The sequence below is a fragment of the Vreelandella sp. DA03-1M genome, assembly GCF_055725665.1.
Window position 1 is genome coordinate 2,933,176 of record NZ_CM146798.1, and the last position, 20,314, is coordinate 2,953,489.

General features: G+C 53.6%; 18 protein-coding genes and 1 pseudogene. 10 read left to right on the plus strand and 9 right to left on the minus strand.

Annotated features, from left to right (window positions below):
• Positions 1–19 precede the first annotated feature (19 nt).
• The 4 genes from ACXUPB_RS13780 to ACXUPB_RS13795 all read left to right on the plus strand — a co-directional run bounded on the left by ACXUPB_RS13780 (position 20) and on the right by ACXUPB_RS13795 (position 2,151).
• Positions 20–1,051 (plus strand): phospholipase A, encoded by a 1,032-nt coding sequence (locus ACXUPB_RS13780; protein ID WP_350359363.1) that lies wholly within the window; start codon positions 20–22, stop codon positions 1,049–1,051.
• A gap of 77 nt (positions 1,052–1,128) precedes the next feature.
• Entirely contained in the window at positions 1,129–1,461 is a 333-nt protein-coding gene (locus ACXUPB_RS13785; protein WP_350359364.1) for an ElaB/YgaM/YqjD family protein, read from the plus strand.
• Complete coding sequence (locus ACXUPB_RS13790; protein ID WP_350359365.1) at positions 1,461–1,865, plus strand: phage holin family protein; 405 nt, start codon at positions 1,461–1,463, stop codon at positions 1,863–1,865. The genes ACXUPB_RS13785 and ACXUPB_RS13790 overlap by 1 nt, the downstream gene beginning before the upstream one ends.
• Positions 1,840–2,151, plus strand: a complete 312-nt coding sequence (locus ACXUPB_RS13795) for a YqjK family protein (RefSeq protein WP_472952938.1) — start codon at positions 1,840–1,842, stop codon at positions 2,149–2,151. Before ACXUPB_RS13790 ends, ACXUPB_RS13795 begins: the two co-directional genes overlap by 26 nt.
• A gap of 33 nt (positions 2,152–2,184) precedes the next feature.
• On the opposite strand, the gene ACXUPB_RS13800 is transcribed toward ACXUPB_RS13795, so the two are convergent.
• Positions 2,185–3,369, minus strand: coding sequence for a BaiN/RdsA family NAD(P)/FAD-dependent oxidoreductase (locus ACXUPB_RS13800; RefSeq protein WP_350359367.1), 1,185 nt, complete (start codon positions 3,367–3,369; stop codon positions 2,185–2,187).
• A 135-nt stretch (positions 3,370–3,504) separates the two neighbouring features.
• Between ACXUPB_RS13800 and ACXUPB_RS13805 the strand changes: the two genes are divergently transcribed.
• The 3 genes and pseudogenes from ACXUPB_RS13805 to ACXUPB_RS13815 all read left to right on the plus strand — a co-directional run bounded on the left by ACXUPB_RS13805 (position 3,505) and on the right by ACXUPB_RS13815 (position 8,938).
• The gene (locus ACXUPB_RS13805; RefSeq protein ID WP_472952940.1) at positions 3,505–4,587 is read left to right on the plus strand and encodes an efflux RND transporter periplasmic adaptor subunit; all 1,083 of its coding nucleotides are present in this window, start codon (positions 3,505–3,507) and stop codon (positions 4,585–4,587) included.
• The gene (locus tag ACXUPB_RS13810) at positions 4,587–7,709 is read left to right on the plus strand and encodes an efflux RND transporter permease subunit (RefSeq protein WP_472952942.1); all 3,123 of its coding nucleotides are present in this window, start codon (positions 4,587–4,589) and stop codon (positions 7,707–7,709) included. Before ACXUPB_RS13805 ends, ACXUPB_RS13810 begins: the two co-directional genes overlap by 1 nt.
• A 179-nt stretch (positions 7,710–7,888) precedes the next feature.
• Positions 7,889–8,938 (plus strand): annotated as a pseudogene (locus ACXUPB_RS13815) (IS110 family RNA-guided transposase).
• 370 nt (positions 8,939–9,308) lie between these two features.
• On the opposite strand, the gene ACXUPB_RS13820 reads toward ACXUPB_RS13815, so the two are convergent.
• A complete protein-coding gene (locus tag ACXUPB_RS13820; RefSeq protein ID WP_350359371.1) occupies positions 9,309–9,737 on the minus strand; it encodes a DUF3617 domain-containing protein in 429 nt (142 codons plus the stop codon).
• A gap of 147 nt (positions 9,738–9,884) precedes the next feature.
• Between ACXUPB_RS13820 and ACXUPB_RS13825 the strand changes: the two genes are divergently transcribed.
• Positions 9,885–10,094 (plus strand): zinc ribbon domain-containing protein, encoded by a 210-nt coding sequence (locus tag ACXUPB_RS13825; RefSeq protein ID WP_035563260.1) that lies wholly within the window; start codon positions 9,885–9,887, stop codon positions 10,092–10,094.
• Positions 10,095–10,100: 6 nt separating this feature from the next.
• On the opposite strand, the gene ACXUPB_RS13830 is transcribed toward ACXUPB_RS13825, so the two are convergent.
• The 4 genes from ACXUPB_RS13830 to ACXUPB_RS13845 all read right to left on the minus strand — a co-directional run bounded on the left by ACXUPB_RS13830 (position 10,101) and on the right by ACXUPB_RS13845 (position 14,294).
• Positions 10,101–10,931, minus strand: a complete 831-nt coding sequence (locus tag ACXUPB_RS13830; RefSeq protein ID WP_472952944.1) for an ABC transporter permease subunit — start codon at positions 10,929–10,931, stop codon at positions 10,101–10,103.
• A complete protein-coding gene (locus ACXUPB_RS13835; RefSeq protein ID WP_472952946.1) occupies positions 10,928–11,839 on the minus strand; it encodes an ABC transporter permease subunit in 912 nt (303 codons plus the stop codon). Before ACXUPB_RS13835 ends, ACXUPB_RS13830 begins: the two co-directional genes overlap by 4 nt.
• A gap of 68 nt (positions 11,840–11,907) precedes the next feature.
• Complete coding sequence (locus ACXUPB_RS13840; RefSeq protein WP_472952947.1) at positions 11,908–13,089, minus strand: ABC transporter ATP-binding protein; 1,182 nt, start codon at positions 13,087–13,089, stop codon at positions 11,908–11,910.
• 101 nt (positions 13,090–13,190) lie between these two features.
• Positions 13,191–14,294 (minus strand): polyamine ABC transporter substrate-binding protein, encoded by a 1,104-nt coding sequence (locus ACXUPB_RS13845; RefSeq protein WP_472952949.1) that lies wholly within the window; start codon positions 14,292–14,294, stop codon positions 13,191–13,193.
• A 389-nt stretch (positions 14,295–14,683) separates the two neighbouring features.
• On the opposite strand from ACXUPB_RS13845, the gene ahpC reads away from it, so the two are divergent.
• Positions 14,684–15,241: an alkyl hydroperoxide reductase subunit C gene (gene ahpC, locus ACXUPB_RS13850; protein ID WP_431313221.1), complete on the plus strand. Its 558-nt coding sequence runs from the start codon at positions 14,684–14,686 to the stop codon at positions 15,239–15,241.
• Positions 15,242–15,433: 192 nt separating this feature from the next.
• Positions 15,434–16,990: an alkyl hydroperoxide reductase subunit F gene (ahpF, locus tag ACXUPB_RS13855; protein ID WP_336274964.1), complete on the plus strand. Its 1,557-nt coding sequence runs from the start codon at positions 15,434–15,436 to the stop codon at positions 16,988–16,990.
• Positions 16,991–17,098: 108 nt separating this feature from the next.
• On the opposite strand, the gene phaC is transcribed toward ahpF, so the two are convergent.
• The 3 genes from phaC to ACXUPB_RS13870 all read right to left on the minus strand — a co-directional run bounded on the left by phaC (position 17,099) and on the right by ACXUPB_RS13870 (position 20,237).
• Positions 17,099–19,006, minus strand: coding sequence for a class I poly(R)-hydroxyalkanoic acid synthase (gene phaC, locus ACXUPB_RS13860; protein ID WP_472952951.1), 1,908 nt, complete (start codon positions 19,004–19,006; stop codon positions 17,099–17,101).
• A 186-nt stretch (positions 19,007–19,192) separates the two neighbouring features.
• Positions 19,193–19,603 (minus strand): phasin family protein, encoded by a 411-nt coding sequence (locus ACXUPB_RS13865; protein ID WP_335598315.1) that lies wholly within the window; start codon positions 19,601–19,603, stop codon positions 19,193–19,195.
• A 226-nt stretch (positions 19,604–19,829) separates the two neighbouring features.
• Entirely contained in the window at positions 19,830–20,237 is a 408-nt protein-coding gene (locus ACXUPB_RS13870; protein WP_335598316.1) for a hypothetical protein, read from the minus strand.
• Positions 20,238–20,314 lie beyond the last annotated feature (77 nt).

Below are 20,314 nucleotides of genomic sequence, written 5' to 3' on the forward strand. Positions count from 1 at the left end.
ATTTTGCGAGCCACCTTAGATGGTTATCCGAAAACTACCGGTCACGAAATTATTGGTTCTGCTGAGTCTTGCTACGTTTAGTGCAAGTTCCTTCGCTGAGTCCCAACAAGAGATTGAGGCGCGTATCCGTGCCCTCAACGCTGAGCTATATGATCTGCATCAACAGTTGCAGCAGGTAGAATATCCCGAAGAAGCCGCTCAAGGCGTGCCATTTGAGCAGTTGCCTGAAGAAGCCGCCAGAGAAGACTTGAGCGAGCGACGTGAACTCGAACAGGAATCGAGCCGAAACCCGTTTTCAATCACAGCGCACCGCACCAATTATCTGTTCCCGGTTAGCTATAATACGAACCAGAACCGCGAAAGCTTTCGCAATATCTCAGACGACAGCGAAATAGATAGCGTAGAGCTTAAGTTCCAGTTCAGCGCCAAGGTAAATCTGGCTGAACAGGTGTTTGGCAACTACGGCGACGTCTTTTTTGGCTATACCCAGCGCAGCTGGTGGCAGGCCTACAATACCGACGCTTCATCGCCTTTCCGAGAAACCAACTACGAACCTGAAATATTCATCGACTTTGACAATGCCTGGGAGGCGCTTGGCTGGGTGAATACCCGCAACCGAATCGCCCTTAATCACCAGTCTAATGGTCGCTCAGATCCTCTCTCCCGTAGCTGGAACCGGGTTTATCTTGAAAGCACCTTCCAGCGCGGTGACTGGGCGTTCACCCTGGCACCGCATTGGCGGATACCGGAATCCTCAGATGATGACGACAACCCGGATATCGAACGTTACATGGGGTACGGCGATATTCGCCTCGCCAAGCGCCTCAATAATAACCATGAAATGAGCGGTCAGTTACGCGGCAACCCCAGCGCAGGGAATATAGGCACCCAGATTGATTACAGCTGGCCTGCTTTCAACAGTTTGCGGGCGCATGTACAGTACTACTACGGATATGGTGAAAGCATGATCGATTATGATCACCGTGTGCACCGCCTGAGCCTTGGGTTTAGCTTAAATCCCTTATTTAGTGCGACAGGGTTGAACCGATAGGCGCAATTGCTTGTCTGTTATTAAATGGCTGCTATGCTCATAGTAGCTAAATCATTCATTCGTCAAAGGAAGACTCCATGGCTAAACGTCAACACACTTACTCTACTCAAGCCGATCAACTCAAAGATGATCTGCGCCACTTGAGTGAAACCGTTGAAGAGCTGGTCAATGCGACCGCTAAAGATGCCAGCGGAGAGATGAACGATCTACGTACCCGTGCCGAACGCCGTTTGAAAGACACCCGTGCACGCCTCGAAGCTCGCGGCGAACGTATCTATGACGAAACTCGTGACTCGTTGACCCATCAAGCCGATGCATGTGATCGCTACGTGCATGAAAACCCCTGGACGAGCATTGGTATTGGTGCCGCTGCAGGTATGGTTGTGGGTATGCTGCTCGGTCGTCGCTAATGGCTTTGGGTCCAACCCAACGCGTCTTCTCTGCCGCCAAACGCTTACTGAAATCGCTGATTGCTAATAGCGAAACCCGCCTGCGTTTGGCGGTGTTTGAGTTAGAAGAGGAGCGTGCCCGCTTACTGGTTCTACTTCTTCTTGCAGGAGCAAGCTTACTGCTGCTCTTGTTGGGTATTGCCACGCTGACGGCATTAGTAGTGGTTCTGTTCTGGGATACCTATCGCTTAACCGCCATTGCCATCAGTGCAGGTGTGTTAATCGGCGCCAGTTTGCTACTAGCGGTCATCGCGATTCGCCAGTCCAAGCAACACTCTCTTTTAAAAGAAACACTCAAACAGCTTGCTGCAGACCGAGCACTGCTTGAGGAGCCAAGTGATGAAACCATCCGCAGACAACGCTAAACCGCCAACGAAACCACTCAGCCGTGCTGAACGCAAAGCGCTATTGCTGGCTGAGCTGGAGCAGCAGCGCGTAGATATTTTGGTCGATAGTGAATTTTTACAGCAAGCTGCTTCACCACTGGATAGAAACTGGCAAAGCTTTAAGCTGCCTCTTTACGCCGTTGGTGGCTTTGCCGCATTCAAGTTAATGCGCCATCCAGGCGGCGCCATGGCAGCAGGCAGAAAAGCGCTTGCGGGCTATATGCTATTCAAGAAGCTTAAATTATTAGCCAAAGTAGCTAGTTAATTCTGACGCTATTGCCTGGGTTGGTGGCGTTGCCTAGCAAGATTGCCCGCAGGCTACGCCACTCGCCCAAGCCCACTGAAAGTTATACCCACCAAGCTCGCCTGTTACATCCACTACTTCACCGATAAACCGCAGCTGTGGCAAGCCTTTCACTTCAAAGGTTTTGGATGATAGCGCGTCGGTATTGACTCCCCCCATGGTCACTTCAGCTGTACGCCACCCTTCAGTACCCGCCGGCTTCAGTTGCCAAGCATTAAGCCTGCCAGCCCATTCGTCCAAGGCCTGATTGGCATATTGAGCGAGCGGCCGCGCAGGATCATGATCGGGATACCACTCAAGCAACGCTTGGGCCAAGCGCTTCGGAAAGCGCTCCGTCAGCCACGTAGAAAGTTGACGCTTGGGAGTTCCTTGACGCGCCTCACGCAGCAATTCCGCCACATTTTCACCGGGCAACAGATCAACGGTAAGGCTCTCCCCTGGCTGCCAAACGCTGGATACCTGCAGCATCGCAGGCCCAGACAGTCCGCGGTGGGTAAACAGCATAGGATCAACAAAGCGGCGGCTGCCTGCACTAACGGCCACCGGGACGCTCACGCCTGAAAGCTCTGCTGCGCGCGCTTTCCAGGTATCGCTTAGGGTAAAAGGCACCAGCCCAGGGCGAGTATCAAACACCTCCAGGCCAAATTGACGGGCTATGTCGTAGCCAAACCCTGTCGCCCCCATGCTCGGAATAGAAAGCCCACCGCTAGCCACTACCACCACTCCCGCATCAATTTTACCGATCGACGTCGTCAGCCGCATGGCATTGCCCTGCTGTTCCACGCGGGTAATCTGTGTACTGAGTTTTATTTCAGCCCCGGCCCACTCGCACTCGGTGAGTAGGGTACGAACAATTTCCTTGGCGGAGGTTGCGCAGAACAGCTGTCCCGGTGTTTTCTCAACATGCTCAACGCCATGGCGCTCAACCAGCTCGACAAAGTGCTCAGGACGATAACGTTTGAGCGCCGAAATACAAAAGTAAGGGTTTGATGAGTAAAAGTGCTGTGGCGTAGTGCCAAGATTGGTAAAGTTGCAACGGCCGCCCCCGGACATGAGAATCTTCTTGCCCGCTTTGTTAGCATGATCAAGCACTAAGACCCGCTTTCCGGCATAACCCGCTTGGGCTGCGCACATCAAGCCTGCGGCGCCAGCGCCAATGATGACAACATCATAGATCATAATGGACAGCTCATATTGAGGGCGATTCCCGCTATAAAAAGCAGGCATTCTAACAGGGTCGCACTTAAAAATTATTATATGGCCAAATTACCATATACAATAATTGTATAAATATTATCTAACGCTGAGAACCCTATGCTTTTGCCCTTTCATCGACGACGGCTGTTGCGACTTGCGCTTGTGCCCCTCACCCTTTTACTTTCCTGCGCAGCGTTGGCCCAATCGGCGCCCTCAGTCATCGGCACCCGCGCGATCGTGACGACCTGGTCGGATCCACTAGAAGCCTTGGGAACCCTTCGTGCCGATGAGAGCGTGACGCTATCAGCTACGGTCACGGACATCGTTGCCGAGATCAATTTCCGTGACGGCGAGCAGGTTGAAGAGGGGCAGCTGCTTATTCGCCTAGAGGATGCCGAGGAGCAGGCGCAGCTTAGGGCGTCCCAGGCACTTCGCGAAGAGCGGCGCAACGCGTCAAATCGCGCTTCCCAGCTGCAAGAACGCAATCTGGCGGCCCGGGCCGATGTAGAAGATAGCCAATCACGGCTGCGCCAGGCAGATGCCGATATACAAGCGATTGAAGCGGAGTTGGCTAATTACCAGATAAAAGCGCCCTTCAGCGGCCGTGTGGGCTTTCGCAATATCAGTATTGGCGCTCTGGTCACCCCAGGCATGGACCTGGTGACGCTTGATAAATTGGATGTTATGCAGCTCGACTTCAGCGTTCCAGAAGTATTTCTTGGTCGCCTATCGCCAGGCTTGATGCTCAACGCCACGACTGCCGCCTACCCTGACGCCCTCTTTAGCGGTGAAATTGCCACCATCGGCACACGGGTGGATCCAATAACGCGCAGCGTAAGCGTCCGCGCTGATCTCGATAATGCCGACGGCCGCCTGCGCCCTGGCATGCTGATGGAAGTGATCGTTCAACAGCGCGTACGCGATACTGTCGTCATCCCTGAGGCTGCCATAGAGCCTAGCGGTGACCGTCACTTCGTGATGCTAATTGAGCAGAGTGAAGGTAGCACACGCTTGGCACGGCGCGAAGTGGCGATCGGCGAGCGGCGCAATGGCGAGGTGGAAATTCTTGAGGGGCTCACCGCCAACGATTTAATTGTCTTTCATGGTCTACAGCTAGCCAGAGATGGACAAGAAGCCAGGTTAATCGGGATCGCCGATGACGAGACCGGTATCCGAGCGCTGCTGGAGGCCGACCGCTAATGCGCTTATCGGATATCTCTGTACAGCGACCGGTACTGGCGATGGTGATTGCGGCGCTGATTGTTGCCTTTGGTCTGCTAGCGCTCAATCGTTTGCCGCTTCAAGAGTACCCCACCATCGACCCGCCAGTGGTCACCATCGATACCCGCTACCCCGGCGCCTCGGCCAGCGTTGTCGAAACACGTATTACCCAGGTATTAGAAGACCGCATTGCGGGTGTTGAAGGCATCGAGCTAATTACCTCGCAAAGCGAAGATGGTCGCTCTCAGATCGAGATCGAGTTTGGCATCGATATGGATATCAATGCCGCCGCCAATGATATTCGCGACCGTATCTCCGGCGCACTGCGCAACCTACCCGACGATGCTGACAACCCAGAGGTTACCAAAGCCGATAGCAGCGAAGAGATAGTGGTGTGGCTAAGCCTATCCGGCGAAGACTACTCCATCACCGAGCTGACCGACTACGCTAACCGCTTTCTGGTCGACAGCCTTTCCGTTCAGCCGGGGGTAGCACGGGTGCGTGTCGGCGGCGGCAGTGACTACGCCATGCGGGTGTGGCTGGATCGCAATGCCTTGGCCGCACGCGGACTTACCGTTAGCGATATCGAAGATGCACTACGAGCAGAGAACGTAGAGCTACCGGCAGGCTCGCTTGAATCCGAAGATCGGCAGTTTATTGTCCGTCTCCCCCGCAGCTTTGCCAGCGCCGAAGATTTTCAGCGCCTCGCCCTCACCTCTCCTCAAAACCAGGCGGAAAACGGCTATCTGGTGCGCCTTGCTGACGTAGCAAGAGTAGAAGTCGGCGCGGTGGAGGATCGTTCTGTTTTCCGCTCTAACGGCATCCCCATGGTCGGCCTGGGTATGATCATGCAGTCGACGGCCAACGTAATAGAGCTCTCCGAAGCCGTTCAGGTCGAACTCGAACGCCTGCAGAGCACCCTGCCCGAAGGCATGTCGCTAAGCCTGAACTACGACGCATCGCTGTTCGTCTCCGGGGCGATTGAGCAGGTCGTTATGACACTGTTTATCGCCATGGGCCTGGTGGTGGTAGTGATCTTTATGTTTTTGGGCAATTTGCGCACTACCCTGGTACCTGCGGTGACCGTTCCGATTGCCGTTATTGGGGCTTTTACCGCTCTGGCCGCGATGAATTTCTCAATCAACCTGCTAACGCTGCTGGCGCTGGTGCTGGCGATCGGCCTGATTGTCGATGATGCCATCGTCGTGCTTGAAAATATAAACCGGCGTATGCACGACTACGGCGAGACACCGCTGGTCGCCGCCTTTCGCGGTACTCGACAGATCGCTTTTGCAGTTATCGCCACCACTCTGGTGTTGGTGGCGGTTTTCTTGCCACTCAGTATGTTGCAAGGCGATATTGGCCGACTCTTTTCCGAGTTCGCGCTGACCATGGCCGCGGCGGTTGTGGTCTCGACCCTGTTGGCACTAACGCTTACGCCGATGATGGCGTCTAAAATTCTTAAGCCGGGCATGCACGACAGCCGGATTGGAAAAGCCGTGCAGTGGCTTCTCAGCGGCACTCAACGCCGCTATCAGGCCACGTTAGAGTGGATGCTCAAAATGCGCTGGCTGGTGGTCGCGGCGTTTGTATTGCTGATAGGTGCCACCGCCTGGCTGGCCACGGTACTGCCCAACGAATACACGCCTCAGGAGGATCGCGGCAACTTTATCGTATTGGTGAATGGCCCCGAAGGTGCCACCTTCGACTACATGATGGACTATATGGATGAGATCGAAGCGCGGATGACGCCACTGGTGGAGAGCGGTGAGTTGGAGCGCGTCGTCGTTCGCGCCCCTCGTGGCTACGGCAACATCGAGAATTTTAATAGCGGCTTTATTATCGTCAATATGGCCGACTGGGGCAGTCGACGCAGTGCCTGGGAGATCATGGGCGAAGTACGCGAAAAGCTGCGTACGTTGCCAGGGGTACAAGCCTTCCCGGTGATGCGCCAAGGGTTTGGGCAGCGTACCCAAAAGCCGGTGCAGTTTGTGCTGGGCGGCGGGACATACGAAGAGCTTGCCCGCTGGCGCGATACGCTGATCGATCATGTGCGTGAAGACAACCCGCGCTTGATGGCACTGGAGAGCAACTACAACGAAACCCAGCCGCAGCTAAGAGTCGATATTGACTACGAGCGTGCTGCTTCGCTGGGCGTTACGGTCACCGAGATCGGCAGAACGCTTGAAGTGCTGCTAGGCGGCCGTAACGTCACTCGCTACGTGGATGACGGTGAAGAGTACGACGTCATTTTGGAAGGTGACCGCGGCAATCAAAACAGCCCGAGGGCGTTGGATAACATTCAGGTGCGATCTGCGCGCACAGGTGAGTTGATCCCCCTGGCCAGCTTGGTCACCCTCTCCGACTTTGCTGGCGCCAGCACCCTGAACCGGTTTGACCGTATACGGGCGATTACCATTGAAGCCAACCTGGCGGATGACTACCCCCTCGGCGAAGCCTTGGCCTATTTAGAGCAGAGCGCCGCCAAGCTACTGCCCGAAGAGGCGCAAACCAATGTGGCAGGCGCCTCGCGGGACTTCCAAGAGGCCAGCGGCGCCACCGCGTTCCTGCTGATACTGGGCGCGCTAGTGGTCTTTTTGGTGTTAGCAGCGCAGTTCGAGAGCCTGATCCATCCCTTTGTGATTATGCTCACGGTGCCACTCGCGATGAGCGGCGCTTTGCTTGCCCTGCTGCTCAGCGGTCAGTCGCTGAATATCTACAGCCAAGTTGGCTTGGTGCTGTTGATTGGGCTGGCGGCGAAAAACGGCATTCTAATTGTCGAGTTTGCTAACCAGTTGCGCGATGAGGGGAAAGCGTTCCGTGCGGCGTTGATTGAAGCCTCTGTGACGCGCTTAAGGCCCATCTTAATGACCGCCGTGACCACCATGGCCGGCGCCATTCCGCTGATTATTTCCACCGGCCCTGGCGCAGAATCGCGTTTGGTGATCGGCACTGTGATTATGGCGGGGGTCGGTTCGGCCACGCTGTTTACGCTGTTTGTCGTGCCCGTGGCTTACGACCTGCTGGCACGCCATACAGGATCGCCAGGCGCAGTGAAGCGACAGCTGGAGGAGGAAATTGCCAACGCACCATCTGAGTGATGTTATTGCGACTGAAGCGTGGCAATTTGGGCGGGAGATGAACAATCTGGTTTTTAGAGGCCGCCGCACGCTTGAGATTGCTTCGTCGCGGGCTCCTCAATGAAAGGGACTCCTCCCCTCTCGAAGCTTCAGAGAGCTACATTGATAGTTGAACCACTTCAATGCGGAGGGGAAGAGTCATGAACAAGCATAAGATAATCGGTATTGATCTGGCAAAGCGTGTTTTTCAAGTGTGTGTTGTCGACACTCGCCGCCCGCGTGTTCAGGTCAACAAAGAGCTTAAACGGCATCAGGTCTTGGATTTTATGCGCCGCCAACCGGCCTGTCGGGTGTTCATGGAGGCGTGCGGTGGATCGCATTATTGGGCGCGACAGCTGCAGGCCCTCGGCCATAGCGTTGCCCTCATTTCGCCCCAGTTTGTGACGCCTTTTCGCAAGGGGCACAAGACAGATGCCAATGACGCCCTCGCTATTGTAGAGGCGGGTTTGCGCCCAGACATGCGCTTTGTACCGCTCAAAAGCGTCGAGCAGCAGGATATTCAGAGCCTGCACCGCATTCGGGAAAGGTACATTCATCAGCGCACCCAGTTGATCAATCAAGTTCATGGACTATGACAGGAATACGGTGTGATTAGCGGTCGTGGTCAGAAGGCATTAAAGCAACGTGTATGGCGCGCCCTAGAAGATGCCGACAACGAACTCTCAATGCTGATGCGTGACTTACTCGCTGAACAAATGACGGAGCTGGATCGGCTCAATGAGCGTATTCAGTCACTGGATAAACGGGTGGAGCAGATGAGTCACGCCGTGGGGCCTTGTCGCCAACTACTGGCGATAGAGGGTGTGGGGCCGGTGGTCGCCACGCAGCTCTATAGCGCCCTCGGTAACGGCGACGCGTTCAAGCAAGGTCGCCAAGCGTCAGCCTATCTGGGATTAACGCCGAAGCAACACAGCAGTGGTGGCACCGCGAGCATCAAGGGCATTGGCCGAACGGGTCAAGTCTCACTGAAAGCCGCCCTGATACGTGGCGCGCACTCGGTCATCAACACCGTGGGTGACAAACAGGATGCTAAAAGTCGTTGGCTACGATCCCTGGTCGCTCGCGTTGGCAAGAACAAAGCGGCTGTCGCGTTAGCGAACAAGACAGTACGAACCGCCTGGGCGGTTCTGCACAGCGGTCAGTCCTATTGTAGAGAGTTTAACGACGGTTCAGCGCTGATGGTGAGCTAAGCGGTAGCACCATCAGCGCCTAAGCGCCGACAGGCGGCTACCTTGTTGCTGAGCAACGATGGATGAAAAACAGGTCAGACCGGCCTTCTCGAAACCTGATCATTGCGATGGCTGAAAAAGCCTATCGTTCGTTGAGGAGAGAAGGTGCGCGACGTTCATCAGGGTCAGGGGATAGCGTCCCCATTGAGAGACCGACTATACGCACGCATCGGCTTATGTTGTTCATCATCGTCGCTTGCAACCGGGGAGGAGTCCCTATACGCAATGACATAGGGGAGTGTCATTGCGAAGCTTCGTCGTTTCACTCCTTGCAGTGACAACCTCAATAAAAAAGGGTGCCATTTGGCACCCTTAGTAAAGCAGTTGGCGGTTACTCACACTCGCCTAGGTACTCGCCTTCAATGACCGTGTTCATGCTCAGCTCCCCCATGGGCGACTGGGTCAGGATATCGACACTGCCTTCAATCCGCTCACCCATAAAACGCATTTCGCCATCGATGGTGGCTTCGCCACCTTCAGCACGGCACACCATGCTGTAACTAAGACCGTCTGCGTTCAAATCCTGATCGAGTAGCTCACAGCCCTCTTCTTCTTCGATGAAGCCGAACTCAGCGCCCTCAAGCTCTTCCTGAGTAATACACTGGCGCTCGGTTTCCGTTTGATCCGGAATTTCCATTTCGCCGGTAACGCTGGTTTTGCTCACAAACTCCCACTCACCAGCGGTGACATTGGGGGTTTCAGCCAACGCGACCATCGGAAAGGCCACTAGGGCCGCTACTGCCATGTTACGTAACATCATCGCTACTCTCGCTGCGTTGCTTTGGGAACTTAAATCCTGAGATATCCTACCTGATTCAATCCCACGATGCCCTACCCGACGACCACACTGCTACACTCATTGGGTAAGAAACTGACTTAGCGCATCCGCAATACAAGGTAACCAACAATGCAAGACGACGCTCTGGTCAATTATGACTTTCACTGCCCCTACTGCGATTCACCGCTGACCTTCCTGATTGATACGTCACAGGGCAGTCATGACACCTGGGAGGATTGCCACCAATGCTGTGCGCCCATCCAGCTACAAGTCATCGTCTCGCCGATGAGCGGAGAACTCGAAAGCGTCGTCGCTGGGCGTGACGACGACGTGCTGTAGCTTGATCTAAACGTCTCGTAAAGCAGCCTTTCGCCGGGTCTCATTACGCCGCATAAAAAACCACGCCAACAGTGTCGCCAGCGATACCGTTAGGATGATCAAGGTAGCAAGCGCATTGATCTTCGGCGACACCCCCATGCGCACCGACGAAAACACCACCATCGGCAGCGTATTAGCCCCTGGGCCTGAAACAAAGCTGGCGATCACCAGGTCATCCAGCGAGAGGGTAAACGCCAGCAGCCAGCCTGCTGCCAACGCGGGAGTAATGATCGGCAGCGTGATAGAGAAGAAGGTTTTCACTGGAGGTGAGCCCAAATCCATGGCGGCCTCTTCAATGGAATGATCTACTTCCCTCAGCCGCGCAGCCACCACGACCGCCACGTAGGCACTACAAAAAGTGGTATGGGCAATCCAAATGGTCGCCATACCCCGGTCGGCTGGCCAGCCGGTAATCTGCGCCATCTGCACAAATAGCAGCAGCAGTGAAAGACCCGTTATGACTTCGGGCATCACCAGCGGCGCTGTGACCATGCTGGATAGCGCCGTTTTACCGCGGAAGTGGCCATAGCGCGTCATTACGAAGGCTGCCACGGTGCCCAGGCAAACCGCCATGCTGGCAGCGAAAAATGCGATCCTTAGGCTCGTCCACACCGCCGATAGAATCTGCTCGTCACGAAATAGTTCACCGTACCATTGGGTAGAAAAGCCAGCCCACACGGTGACCAGTTTTGAGGCGTTAAACGAATACACCACCAGCACAAACATCGGTAGGTAAAGAAACAGCAGGCCAAGCACCAGCATGACCGTTGAGAAGTTGATCCGTCGCAGGCTGCTCATGACGCTAGCTCCTTGGACTGATAGCGATGGAACCAGACAATCGGCACTAGTAAGAGCAGCAGCATCACCATGGCCAGCGCCGACGCCACGGGCCAGTCGCGGTTTAGGAAAAACTCCTCCCACAACACCTTACCGATCATTAATGTGTCCGGGCCGCCAAGCAACTCGGGAATCACGAACTCGCCTACCGCCGGGATAAACACTAGCATCGAACCGGCGACAATCCCCCCCATAGAGAGCGGCAAAGTAATTTTTATAAAGGTATTGATCTTGCGCGAACCCAGGTCAGCAGCGGCTTCCAATAACGAATTATCCATCCGGGTTAGGTGGGCATACAGCGGCAACACCATAAACGGCAAGTAGGCGTAAACGATACCAATCGTGACCGCAAACTGGGTATTCATCATGCGTAGTGGAGAATCGATCAGACCTATCCCTATCAGCAGGTTATTGATCAACCCGCTATTGCTTAAAATACCCATCCAGGCGTAGACACGAATCAGAAACGACGTCCACGAAGGCAGCATGACCAGCAGCAGTAACAGCAGCTGCCAGCGAGCCGGTGCCCGCGCCATGGCATACGCCATTGGGTAGCCGATCAGCAGACAAGCCACCGTCGCTATGAACGCAGTTTTGACTGAGCCCCAATAGGCGGCAATATAAAGCGAATCTGAAAGGAGAAAGAGATAGTTGCCCAGGTTTAAAAAGACATGCAGCGTCTGGTCGGCATACTCAAGCAGTGGCCCGTAAGGCGGAATCGCAATCGCCGCCTCGGACAGGCTGATTTTGAGCACTAGCGCAAAGGGCAGTAAAAAAAACAGCGTCAGCCACACGAGCGGAAACGCAATCACTGCTCGACGCCCTAACTGCAAGCGTTTGAGCAGTGCTGAAGAACGAGATAACTTCATTAAAGGCAGCCTCCTCGCGGTAAGGAATGCATCACTATCGCAATTCAAAACGTTAGCAGCTCAAGACACTAGCGGTTCAAAACAATCGTACTGTGATCTTCCCAGTAGACATACACACTGTCTTCCCAGGTGGGTCGATCACCGCGACGCTCTGTATTGGCCATACTGACTTTAATGATCTGGCCCGACTGGGTGCGCACGTAATAGAGCGAGAAACCACCTAGGTAGGCGATATCATCCACCTTGCCTTCCGCCCAGTTATATTCAGTAGTGGGTTCCTCGCGGGTTAGCCAGATTTTTTCAGGTCGAAGTGCGACCCAAACCCGACGATTCGACGCCTGTGTGGTAATACCATGGTCAATATAGATGGGGCGCTCGAGCGCGGGAGCGGCAATGCGGCAGTGGTCGGCAGCGTCTTCGATAATCTCGCCTTCAAACAGATTCACCGTACCGACGAATTCCGCCACCATGCGGCTCACCGGGCTTTCATAAATATCGATGGGCGAACCTATCTGTTCTATCCAGCCATCAGCCATGATCGCCACACGGTCGGCCATGGTCATCGCCTCTTCCTGGTCGTGAGTGACCATAATGCAGGTCACACCCACCTGCTCAATGATCTCAACCACTTCAAGCTGCATTTCAGTGCGCAGCTTTTTATCCAGCGCGCCCATAGGCTCGTCTAACAGCAACAGCTTGGGCCGCTTGGCCAGCGAACGTGCCAGCGCGACCCGCTGGCGCTGGCCGCCAGAGAGCTGATGCGGTTTGCGCTTGGCAAAGCGCTCCATATGCACCAGCTTCAACATTTGCGCGACGCGAGCGTCGACATCCGCTTTGGGGAGCTTGTCCTGCTTTAAGCCAAAGGCAATATTCTGCGCCACTGTCATATGCGGAAATAGCGCATAGGACTGGAACATCATATTGATAGGTCGCTTGTGCGGGGGCATAGCGGTGATATTCTCACCGTCTAATAAAACCCTGCCTTCGGAGGGCGTTTCAAAGCCCGCCAACATCCGCAGCAGGGTGGATTTACCCGACCCGGAGCCACCTAATAGCGCGAAAATTTCCCCGCGTTTAACCTGCAAATTGACATCATCCACCGCCAGCGCATCATCAAACCGTTTGCTTAAGCGTTTCACTTCCAGCACGACATCCTCGGCAAACCGTGGGGTTTTGCCCTGGGGTCGTGACGAAGAAGGAGTCGTTGGCGCAGCAGATGAAGGCTCGTTCGACAGGGGCGTAGTGACCATTCGCCACTCCCATCAAAAGGCCCGGCAACCCGGGCATTAATAAAGACGAACAGCGAGCCAGTGAGGGAATGCCTCTGGCTCGCCGTCGGATAAATGTCGGTTTAACGACCGGACTTTACACGATTCCAGATCCGTGTACGTGCGCGAAGCACATCTTGAGGCTTTTCAGCCTGTACGTACAGGTTTTGCATGACATCGGTAGTCGGGTAAATCGCCGGATCATTCAGGATTTCATCAGAGAGATATTCATTAGCCGCCAAGTTAGGGTTGGCATAGCGTACATACTCGGTGATCTCGGCGGCAATTTCCGGGTCAAGAATGAAGTTGATAAAGGCATGAGCGTTTTCAGTGTTCGGCGCGTCAGCGGGCACCGCCATCATGTCGAACCAAAGGGCAGCGCCTTCCTTGGGGATGCTATAGCCAATAGAGAAGTCGCGTCCTGCTTCTTCAGCACGAGCAGCGGCTTGGAAAACATCACCGGAGTAGCCTGCGGCGACGCAAATATCGCCATTCGCCAGGTCAGACACATAGCGTGACGAGTGGAAATAGGTCATATCGTCGCGAACACTAGCAACCAGCTCACCCGCCGCTTCGATATCGTCAATATTTTCGCTGAGCGGGTCTAAGCCTAAATACGCCATGGCGGGTGACAACATCTCATCAGCGGAATCCAGCATTGACAAGCCACAGCCCGCCTCGCTCAGTGCGCCGGTTATTTCAGGATCAAACAACAGCGCCCAGCTGTCCAAGGGGGCGTCGTCACCGAGGATTTCTTTTACCCGCTCAACGTTATAGCCGATCCCATTGGTGCCCCACATATAAGGGACCGAGTATTCGCTACCGGCGTCGATGGTTTCCAGGTTAGCCATCAGCTCTGGGTTGAGGTTATCTAAATTGGGCAGTAACTCGTGGTTCAGTGGCTGGAACACGCCAGCTTTCACTTGGCGGGTAAAATAGTAAGTGGATGGCACGACCACATCGTAACCGGAACGCCCGGCGAGCAAGGCGGCATCAAGGATTTCATTACTGTCGTAAACGTCGTAGGTCACTTCAATGCCGGTACGCTCGGTGAATTTTTCCAGCGTTTCCGGGGCAATGTAATCTGACCAGTTAAACACCCGCACCTCGTCGGCGTGGGCAGCGCTAGCCGCTGCAGCGAATGAGATAGCCGCAACGGCCGCGGAAAGTTTGTGGATGTTCCCCATTATCACTGCTCCTGTTGTCTCAACTAGTCATTAAACAATTCAGCATTCACTAAGCAGTTCAGCCAAATGTTTTGCCAAGTGTCTTCATACCAAGTGCGCCCTGCTGCTGCCGGCAACAGCCCTCAGCGGCTAACAATAGCGTAGGCCATAATACTGACCGTGCGAATTTTGCGGTGCAGTGACGCCTACCGCAAGCCAATGTGAAAAATTCTTGTATTTTGCTTCATCGACCCCATTAACCAGCTAGTGCAACGACAACCGCCTGGCCAATAGAGAAATGCTATTGATGGCATGGCTATTCTTAATTTTAGCCATTAATCGTTAGCCATTAGTATTATCAACAATTTCACATTATTCATTCACCAATCCTGGAGATTATCTGAATGTCATTGATCAACACTGAAGTTAAGCCGTTTAAAGCAACTGCCTATTTGAATGGCGAATTTGTTGATGTTACTGAAGCCGACATGCAGGGTCAGTGGTCCATCTTTTTCTTCTATCCCGCTGACTTCACTTTTGTTTGCCCGACTGAGCTTGGTGACTTAGCCGACAACTATGCTGAGTTCAAAAAACTGGGCGTTGAAATCTACAGCGTTTCAACCGATACCCACTTTACTCACAAGGCATGGCACGACAGCTCTGACACCATCGGCAAACTTCAGTACCCGATGATTGCGGATCCGACGCTGCGCATTTCACGTAACTTTGAAGTCTTGATCGAAGAAGCCGGTCTTGCCGAGCGCGGCACCTTTGTTGTCGACCCCGACGGCAAAATCCAGATCGTCGAAATTAACGCAGGCAACATCGGTCGTAATGCCGAAGAACTGCTGCGCAAAGTGAAAGCCGCCCAATACGTTCGTGCTAACCCGAACGAAGTGTGCCCAGCCAAGTGGAAAGAAGGCGAAGAGACACTCGCTCCTTCTCTGGACCTGGTAGGCAAAATCTAAACCGCTCGCGGTTTTCACATCCTTGCTCTTTTTTGCTGCGCAAGGGTGTGCATGTTCAACGCCCGGGTTTCGCCCGGGCGTTCTGTTTTAAAACTGTTATTAAACCTGTTAACAGTTTTTTAAAGTATTACTGATTAGCACCGTCACACACGTGTGTTCAATACGTCTGTTATCTGCGAGGAAGCTACTGTCATGCTGGACGCCAATTTAAAATCCCAGTTAAAAGCGTATCTGGAAAAAGTGACTCAGCCGTTCGAGATCGTTGCGTCCCTCGATGACGGTGCCAAGTCACAAGAATTGCTTGGTCTGTTGGAAGATATCAGCAGCCTGAGCGACAAGATTACCTTGCACAGCGATGGTCAGGATGCACGTACGCCATCGTTTGCGATCAACCGCCCCGGTGAAGAGACTGGCGTGGTGTTTGCAGGCATTCCTATGGGCCACGAGTTCACCTCGTTAGTGCTTGCCCTGCTGCACGTTGGCGGTCATCCGCCTAAGACGTCTGACGAATTGCTTGATCAGGTTCGAGCATTAGATGGCGAGATGCTTTTCGAGACCTATTATTCGCTGTCGTGCCAGAACTGCCCGGACGTGGTTCAGGCACTCAATTTGATGGCCATCTTCAACCCGAACGTGCGCCACGTCGCTATTGACGGCGCACTGTTTCAGGATGAAGTCGAGTCTAGGGAAATCATGTCGGTGCCGAGCGTCTATTTGAACGGTAAACCGTTCGACCAGGGCCGCATGACGCTTGAACAGATTCTGGCCAAGGTTGATACCGGTGCCGCCGAACGCGATGCCAAAAAGCTGAGCGAAAAAGCCGCTTTCGATACGCTTGTCATTGGTGGTGGCCCGGCAGGTGCTGCGGCGGCTATCTACTCGGCGCGCAAAGGCATCAATACCGGCGTTGCCGCTGAGCGCTTCGGTGGTCAGGTGGCGGACACCATGGGCATTGAAAACTTCATTTCGGTGTCACACACCGAAGGCCCGAAAATGGTCAGCGCGCTAGAAGAGCATGTCAAAGATTACGAAGTTGACGTCATGAACCTGCAGCTTGCTACTTCCTTTAAAGCTGCCGAGACAGAAGGCGGCCTTCACGAAGTATCGTTTGAGTCCGGCGCTAAGCTGAAGAGCAAGACGCTAGTACTGGCGACAGGCGCCCGCTGGCGTGAGATGAACGTGCCCGGCGAGCAGCAGTATCGCAACAAAGGGGTTGCCTACTGTCCTCACTGTGACGGTCCGTTGTTCAAAGGCAAGCGGGTAGCCGTCATTGGTGGTGGTAACTCTGGCGTAGAAGCGGCGATTGACTTGGCAGGCATTGTCGGCCACGTCACGCTGGTTGAGTTTATGGGCGAGATGCGCGCTGATGCGGTGCTGCAGAAAAAGCTCAAGAGCCTGCCTAACGTTGATATCATTCTCAACGCACAATCGACCGAAGTCACCGGTGACGGCAGCCGTGTCAATGGCTTGAACTATAAAGACCGTACGACTGATGAGAGCAAATCCATCGCGTTAGAAGGTATTTTTGTTCAGATTGGTCTGGTACCTAACACCGAGTGGTTGAAAGGCTCACCGATCGAAATGACGCCACGTGGTGAAATCATTGTCGATGCCCATGGCATGACATCCGTACCCGGCGTGTTTGCCGCAGGCGATGTTACTACCGTGCCCTACAAGCAGATCATTATCGCCATGGGCGAAGGTGCTAAAGCATCGCTCGGCGCTTTCGACTACTTGATTCGTAACTGATCTTGACGAAAAAAAGCCCGCTGACAAATATCAGCGGGCTTTTCTGTTGGGGAGTACCTTTAACTCGCGACCCGTTAGGGCATCCATGCACAATCTTTTAGGTATCCATTAAGACTTAGCTGGAATTTCCCCTAGTACCTCTGGAATCGTCATCTTCACGTAGCGCCCTGGCGCAGGCTCAATCACTTTGAGCTCACCATCGCCAGGTTGGCGCATAGGCACCATCTTTTCGCTATCGGCATAGCCATTTTCAGTCATCCAAGACTGCCAGTGGGGCCACCAAGAGCCTTCATGAGGCGCTGCGTTTGCTAGCCATTCTTCATGCGTTTCCGGCAGCGCATCGTTCGTCCAGTAGCCGTACTTGTTTTTATGAGGTGGATTAACAATACCCGCAATATGGCCTGACCCGCCCAATACGAAGGTGACCGGCCCTTTAGGTAACAACGCTCCATAATAGGTACTGTTCCACTTGGCGATGTGATCCTCTTTGGTGGACACGAAATAGCTGGGTGTGGAGACTTTACGCAGGTCTATTTTCACATCATCCAATTCAATGCCGCCAGGCTCAACTAGACGGTTCTCCAGGTACATATAGCGCAGGTACCAAGCGTGCGTCCCGGCAGGAAGGTTGGTGCCATCCGTGTTCCAGTAAAGCAGGTCAAAGGCGGCGGGCGTTTCGCCCTTTAAATAATTATTGATGTAAAACGACCAAAATAGATCATTTTCACGCAGCAAGTTAAAGGTATATGCCATTGAACGACCATCAAGATAGCCTTTCAACTGCAGCGTCTGCTCAATGCCTTCTACCACTCGCTCATTAAGAAATACGCCGATATCGCCAGGGTCACGAAAATCCTGCAGCGTCGCCATATAAGTAACCGACTTTACTTTGCGCCCACGCCGCGTGCTGGTGAGATAGGCCACTGTAGAGGCGGCTAGTGTGCCCCCCACGCAATAGCTGAGTAGATTGACCGACTTCTCACCACAGGCCTGTTCGATGGCTTCCATCGCGCTGATGGGCCCCATCTGCATATAGTCGGCCCAGGTGATATCGCGTTGTTCAGGGCCAGGGTTACGCCAGGAGATCAGAAAGACGGTATGGCCTTGATCCACCAGCCACTTAACCATTGAGTTATCTTCACGTAGGTCAAGAATGTAGTACTTATTGATCCACGGCGGCACCATTAGCAACGGCGTTTTAAAGGTTTTTTCCGTGGTGGGGGTGTACTGGATCAACTGGATCAATTCGTTTTCGTAGACCACTGCCCCGGGTGTTACGGCGATATTTTCACCCACGCCAAAAGCGCCGCGATCCGTCATGCAGACATTGATACCCTCGGCAGAATTGCCCAAGTCTTCGCGCAGGCGAGCTAATCCATCCACCAAGTTCTGTCCACGGGTTTCAAGCGTGCGGCGCATGACTTCAGGGTTGGTGCCCATAAAATTTGTCGGCGCCATCGCGTTGACCAACTGGCGCGCGTAAAACATCAGGTTACGCTTTTTGGTTTCGTCTAAACCGCTTAGGCTTTCAACCAGCTCTTCCACCATCTGCGAAAACAGTAGGTACTGCTGCATGATAGCCATATAGTGCGGGTCTTGTGTCCACGCCTCGTCTTTAAAACGGCGGTCATTTTTGGCCGGCATGATCAACGGGGTAACCTGCTCGCCAGCCATCCCGCGCATGGCTTGCTGCCACAACAGCCACTGATCCTGCACCAACCGGGCCTGGGTTTCCCACAGCAGGGTAGGATTCTGCATCAGCGACTGCGCACCCGCTTCAAAGCTTTCGCGCATATCGCTATAAATGGAGTCGGCGGCTTCACTTGGTGCAATACGGGAAAGCAGATCCTGCATCAATCCTTGATACTGCTCACCGATCTCTTTGAGTTGATTATGCCACTCTTCAAGCTCTGCCTGAGATAACCCGTCAGGTAAGCCCTTGGCTATTTCATCGGCTAGCCCTTGAGAAAGCCCTGATGATAATGCCTGGAACGGATTGTGCCACGCTGACTGCATACTAACTCTCCCTACGCCCTCTCCAGGCGCACCGACCACTTTGACCAAGACCAAGCTGTTATATAGCTAAGTTTTTATACAATAAGGCTTCTATATGACAAGGTTTTATCGTTGTAATATTTTATTTATAGTTGCAACGTTTTAAATGCATCGCGGCGCCCTAAGGCGCCGCGATGATGTCGTCAATCAGCTTTTGCGCGTTGACTGGCTGGAGGCTTTCGCAGGTTGCTCCCCTTTCGCAGTAGCCTTGGCTTGGTCGGACATTTGCTGCCCGGCTTCACTGAACATCTTTTCCATTTCAGATTTAAACTGCAGGCTCATTTCACTCATCACCCGCGCGTCTTCCTGCATCTGCTGGGAAAGTTCGTTCATCATCTCGGCTTGCTTGGTGCCGAAATCACGCAGGCTTTCTGCATCTTGAATTTCAGTGGCGCTACGCATGCGCTCAGTCCCCATCTGGCTGTAGCGCTTCATGGCTTCCAACTGATACTGGGTCATTTTTTCCATATTATTGAGCATCAGCGAATTAATTTTTCGCATGGGCTCAAACATCTGCTTAGTTTGGGCGTTAAAGGCGTCCATCATATTGTCTTGCATAGTGTCTGCTCCTGTATCGTTCCTTGGCATGAGCCTTGGAGTGACTCACCGTGATGTAGCGTTGCTGCTCTGCAAAAAGAGTAATCTTTGGCATGCTGCATTGCAACAGTGGCGTCATTCCAGTATCACCGTGCAAGCCTGAACCGCTTTGCCATATTACTCTGCCCTACCTCAACAGGTGTAGAACCACCTGCTAAGTTAATGCGCGTTAACTGCTTGCTTCAATCTATGTGCCGCTGCGTTTGGATTCAGAACGGGAACGTGACGATGCCGTTGACTTTGCTTTGCTGGAAGTAGCACTTTCCGAATTGCTTTTAGAGCTAGTCCCCCCCGCCTTCTCATCATCATTGCTGTGGGCCGAAGAAGTGCTGGCGCTGCCCGCTTGCCGCAGCATATCGAGCATCATTTGCTGGTAAGTACCGAAATTAGCTAGCCCCTGGGAAAGCCCCTGTTGCATCATCGGTTGCTGCAGGAAAGGCCGCATTAGGCTCATAGGGTCGTAGCCTTCTACTCCAGACTCCATCTGCCGCTGAATATTCTCTAGCAAATTTTTCTGGAAAGCTTCGACATCAGGCAGCCCCAGTGATTGGCGAAACTCATCGGGGGTAAGATCAAACTCAACGTTAATCTTCATAGGCGGCTCCTGCACTGTTTTTCATGACGACTGCTCATGCATTTGTTTTGTTTGAGTGTAGCAGCGAACTGCAAACC

What these genes read in the sequence shown, in the direction of transcription:
- ACXUPB_RS13780 (WP_350359363.1), top strand. Translation starts at nt 20, where the DNA reads ATGGTTATCCGAAAACTACCGGTCACGAAATTATTGGTTCTGCTGAGT.
- ACXUPB_RS13785 (WP_350359364.1), top strand. Translation starts at nt 1,129, where the DNA reads ATGGCTAAACGTCAACACACTTACTCTACTCAAGCCGATCAACTCAAA.
- ACXUPB_RS13790 (WP_350359365.1), top strand. Translation starts at nt 1,461, where the DNA reads ATGGCTTTGGGTCCAACCCAACGCGTCTTCTCTGCCGCCAAACGCTTA.
- ACXUPB_RS13795 (WP_472952938.1), top strand. Translation starts at nt 1,840, where the DNA reads ATGAAACCATCCGCAGACAACGCTAAACCGCCAACGAAACCACTCAGC.
- ACXUPB_RS13800 (WP_350359367.1), bottom strand. Translation starts at nt 3,369, where the DNA reads ATGATCTATGATGTTGTCATCATTGGCGCTGGCGCCGCAGGCTTGATG.
- ACXUPB_RS13805 (WP_472952940.1), top strand. Translation starts at nt 3,505, where the DNA reads ATGCTTTTGCCCTTTCATCGACGACGGCTGTTGCGACTTGCGCTTGTG.
- ACXUPB_RS13810 (WP_472952942.1), top strand. Translation starts at nt 4,587, where the DNA reads ATGCGCTTATCGGATATCTCTGTACAGCGACCGGTACTGGCGATGGTG.
- ACXUPB_RS13820 (WP_350359371.1), bottom strand. Translation starts at nt 9,737, where the DNA reads ATGATGTTACGTAACATGGCAGTAGCGGCCCTAGTGGCCTTTCCGATG.
- ACXUPB_RS13825 (WP_035563260.1), top strand. Translation starts at nt 9,885, where the DNA reads ATGCAAGACGACGCTCTGGTCAATTATGACTTTCACTGCCCCTACTGC.
- ACXUPB_RS13830 (WP_472952944.1), bottom strand. Translation starts at nt 10,931, where the DNA reads ATGAGCAGCCTGCGACGGATCAACTTCTCAACGGTCATGCTGGTGCTT.
- ACXUPB_RS13835 (WP_472952946.1), bottom strand. Translation starts at nt 11,839, where the DNA reads ATGAAGTTATCTCGTTCTTCAGCACTGCTCAAACGCTTGCAGTTAGGG.
- ACXUPB_RS13840 (WP_472952947.1), bottom strand. Translation starts at nt 13,089, where the DNA reads ATGGTCACTACGCCCCTGTCGAACGAGCCTTCATCTGCTGCGCCAACG.
- ACXUPB_RS13845 (WP_472952949.1), bottom strand. Translation starts at nt 14,294, where the DNA reads ATGGGGAACATCCACAAACTTTCCGCGGCCGTTGCGGCTATCTCATTC.
- ahpF (WP_336274964.1), top strand. Translation starts at nt 15,434, where the DNA reads ATGCTGGACGCCAATTTAAAATCCCAGTTAAAAGCGTATCTGGAAAAA.
- phaC (WP_472952951.1), bottom strand. Translation starts at nt 19,006, where the DNA reads ATGCAGTCAGCGTGGCACAATCCGTTCCAGGCATTATCATCAGGGCTT.
- ACXUPB_RS13865 (WP_335598315.1), bottom strand. Translation starts at nt 19,603, where the DNA reads ATGCAAGACAATATGATGGACGCCTTTAACGCCCAAACTAAGCAGATG.
- ACXUPB_RS13870 (WP_335598316.1), bottom strand. Translation starts at nt 20,237, where the DNA reads ATGAAGATTAACGTTGAGTTTGATCTTACCCCCGATGAGTTTCGCCAA.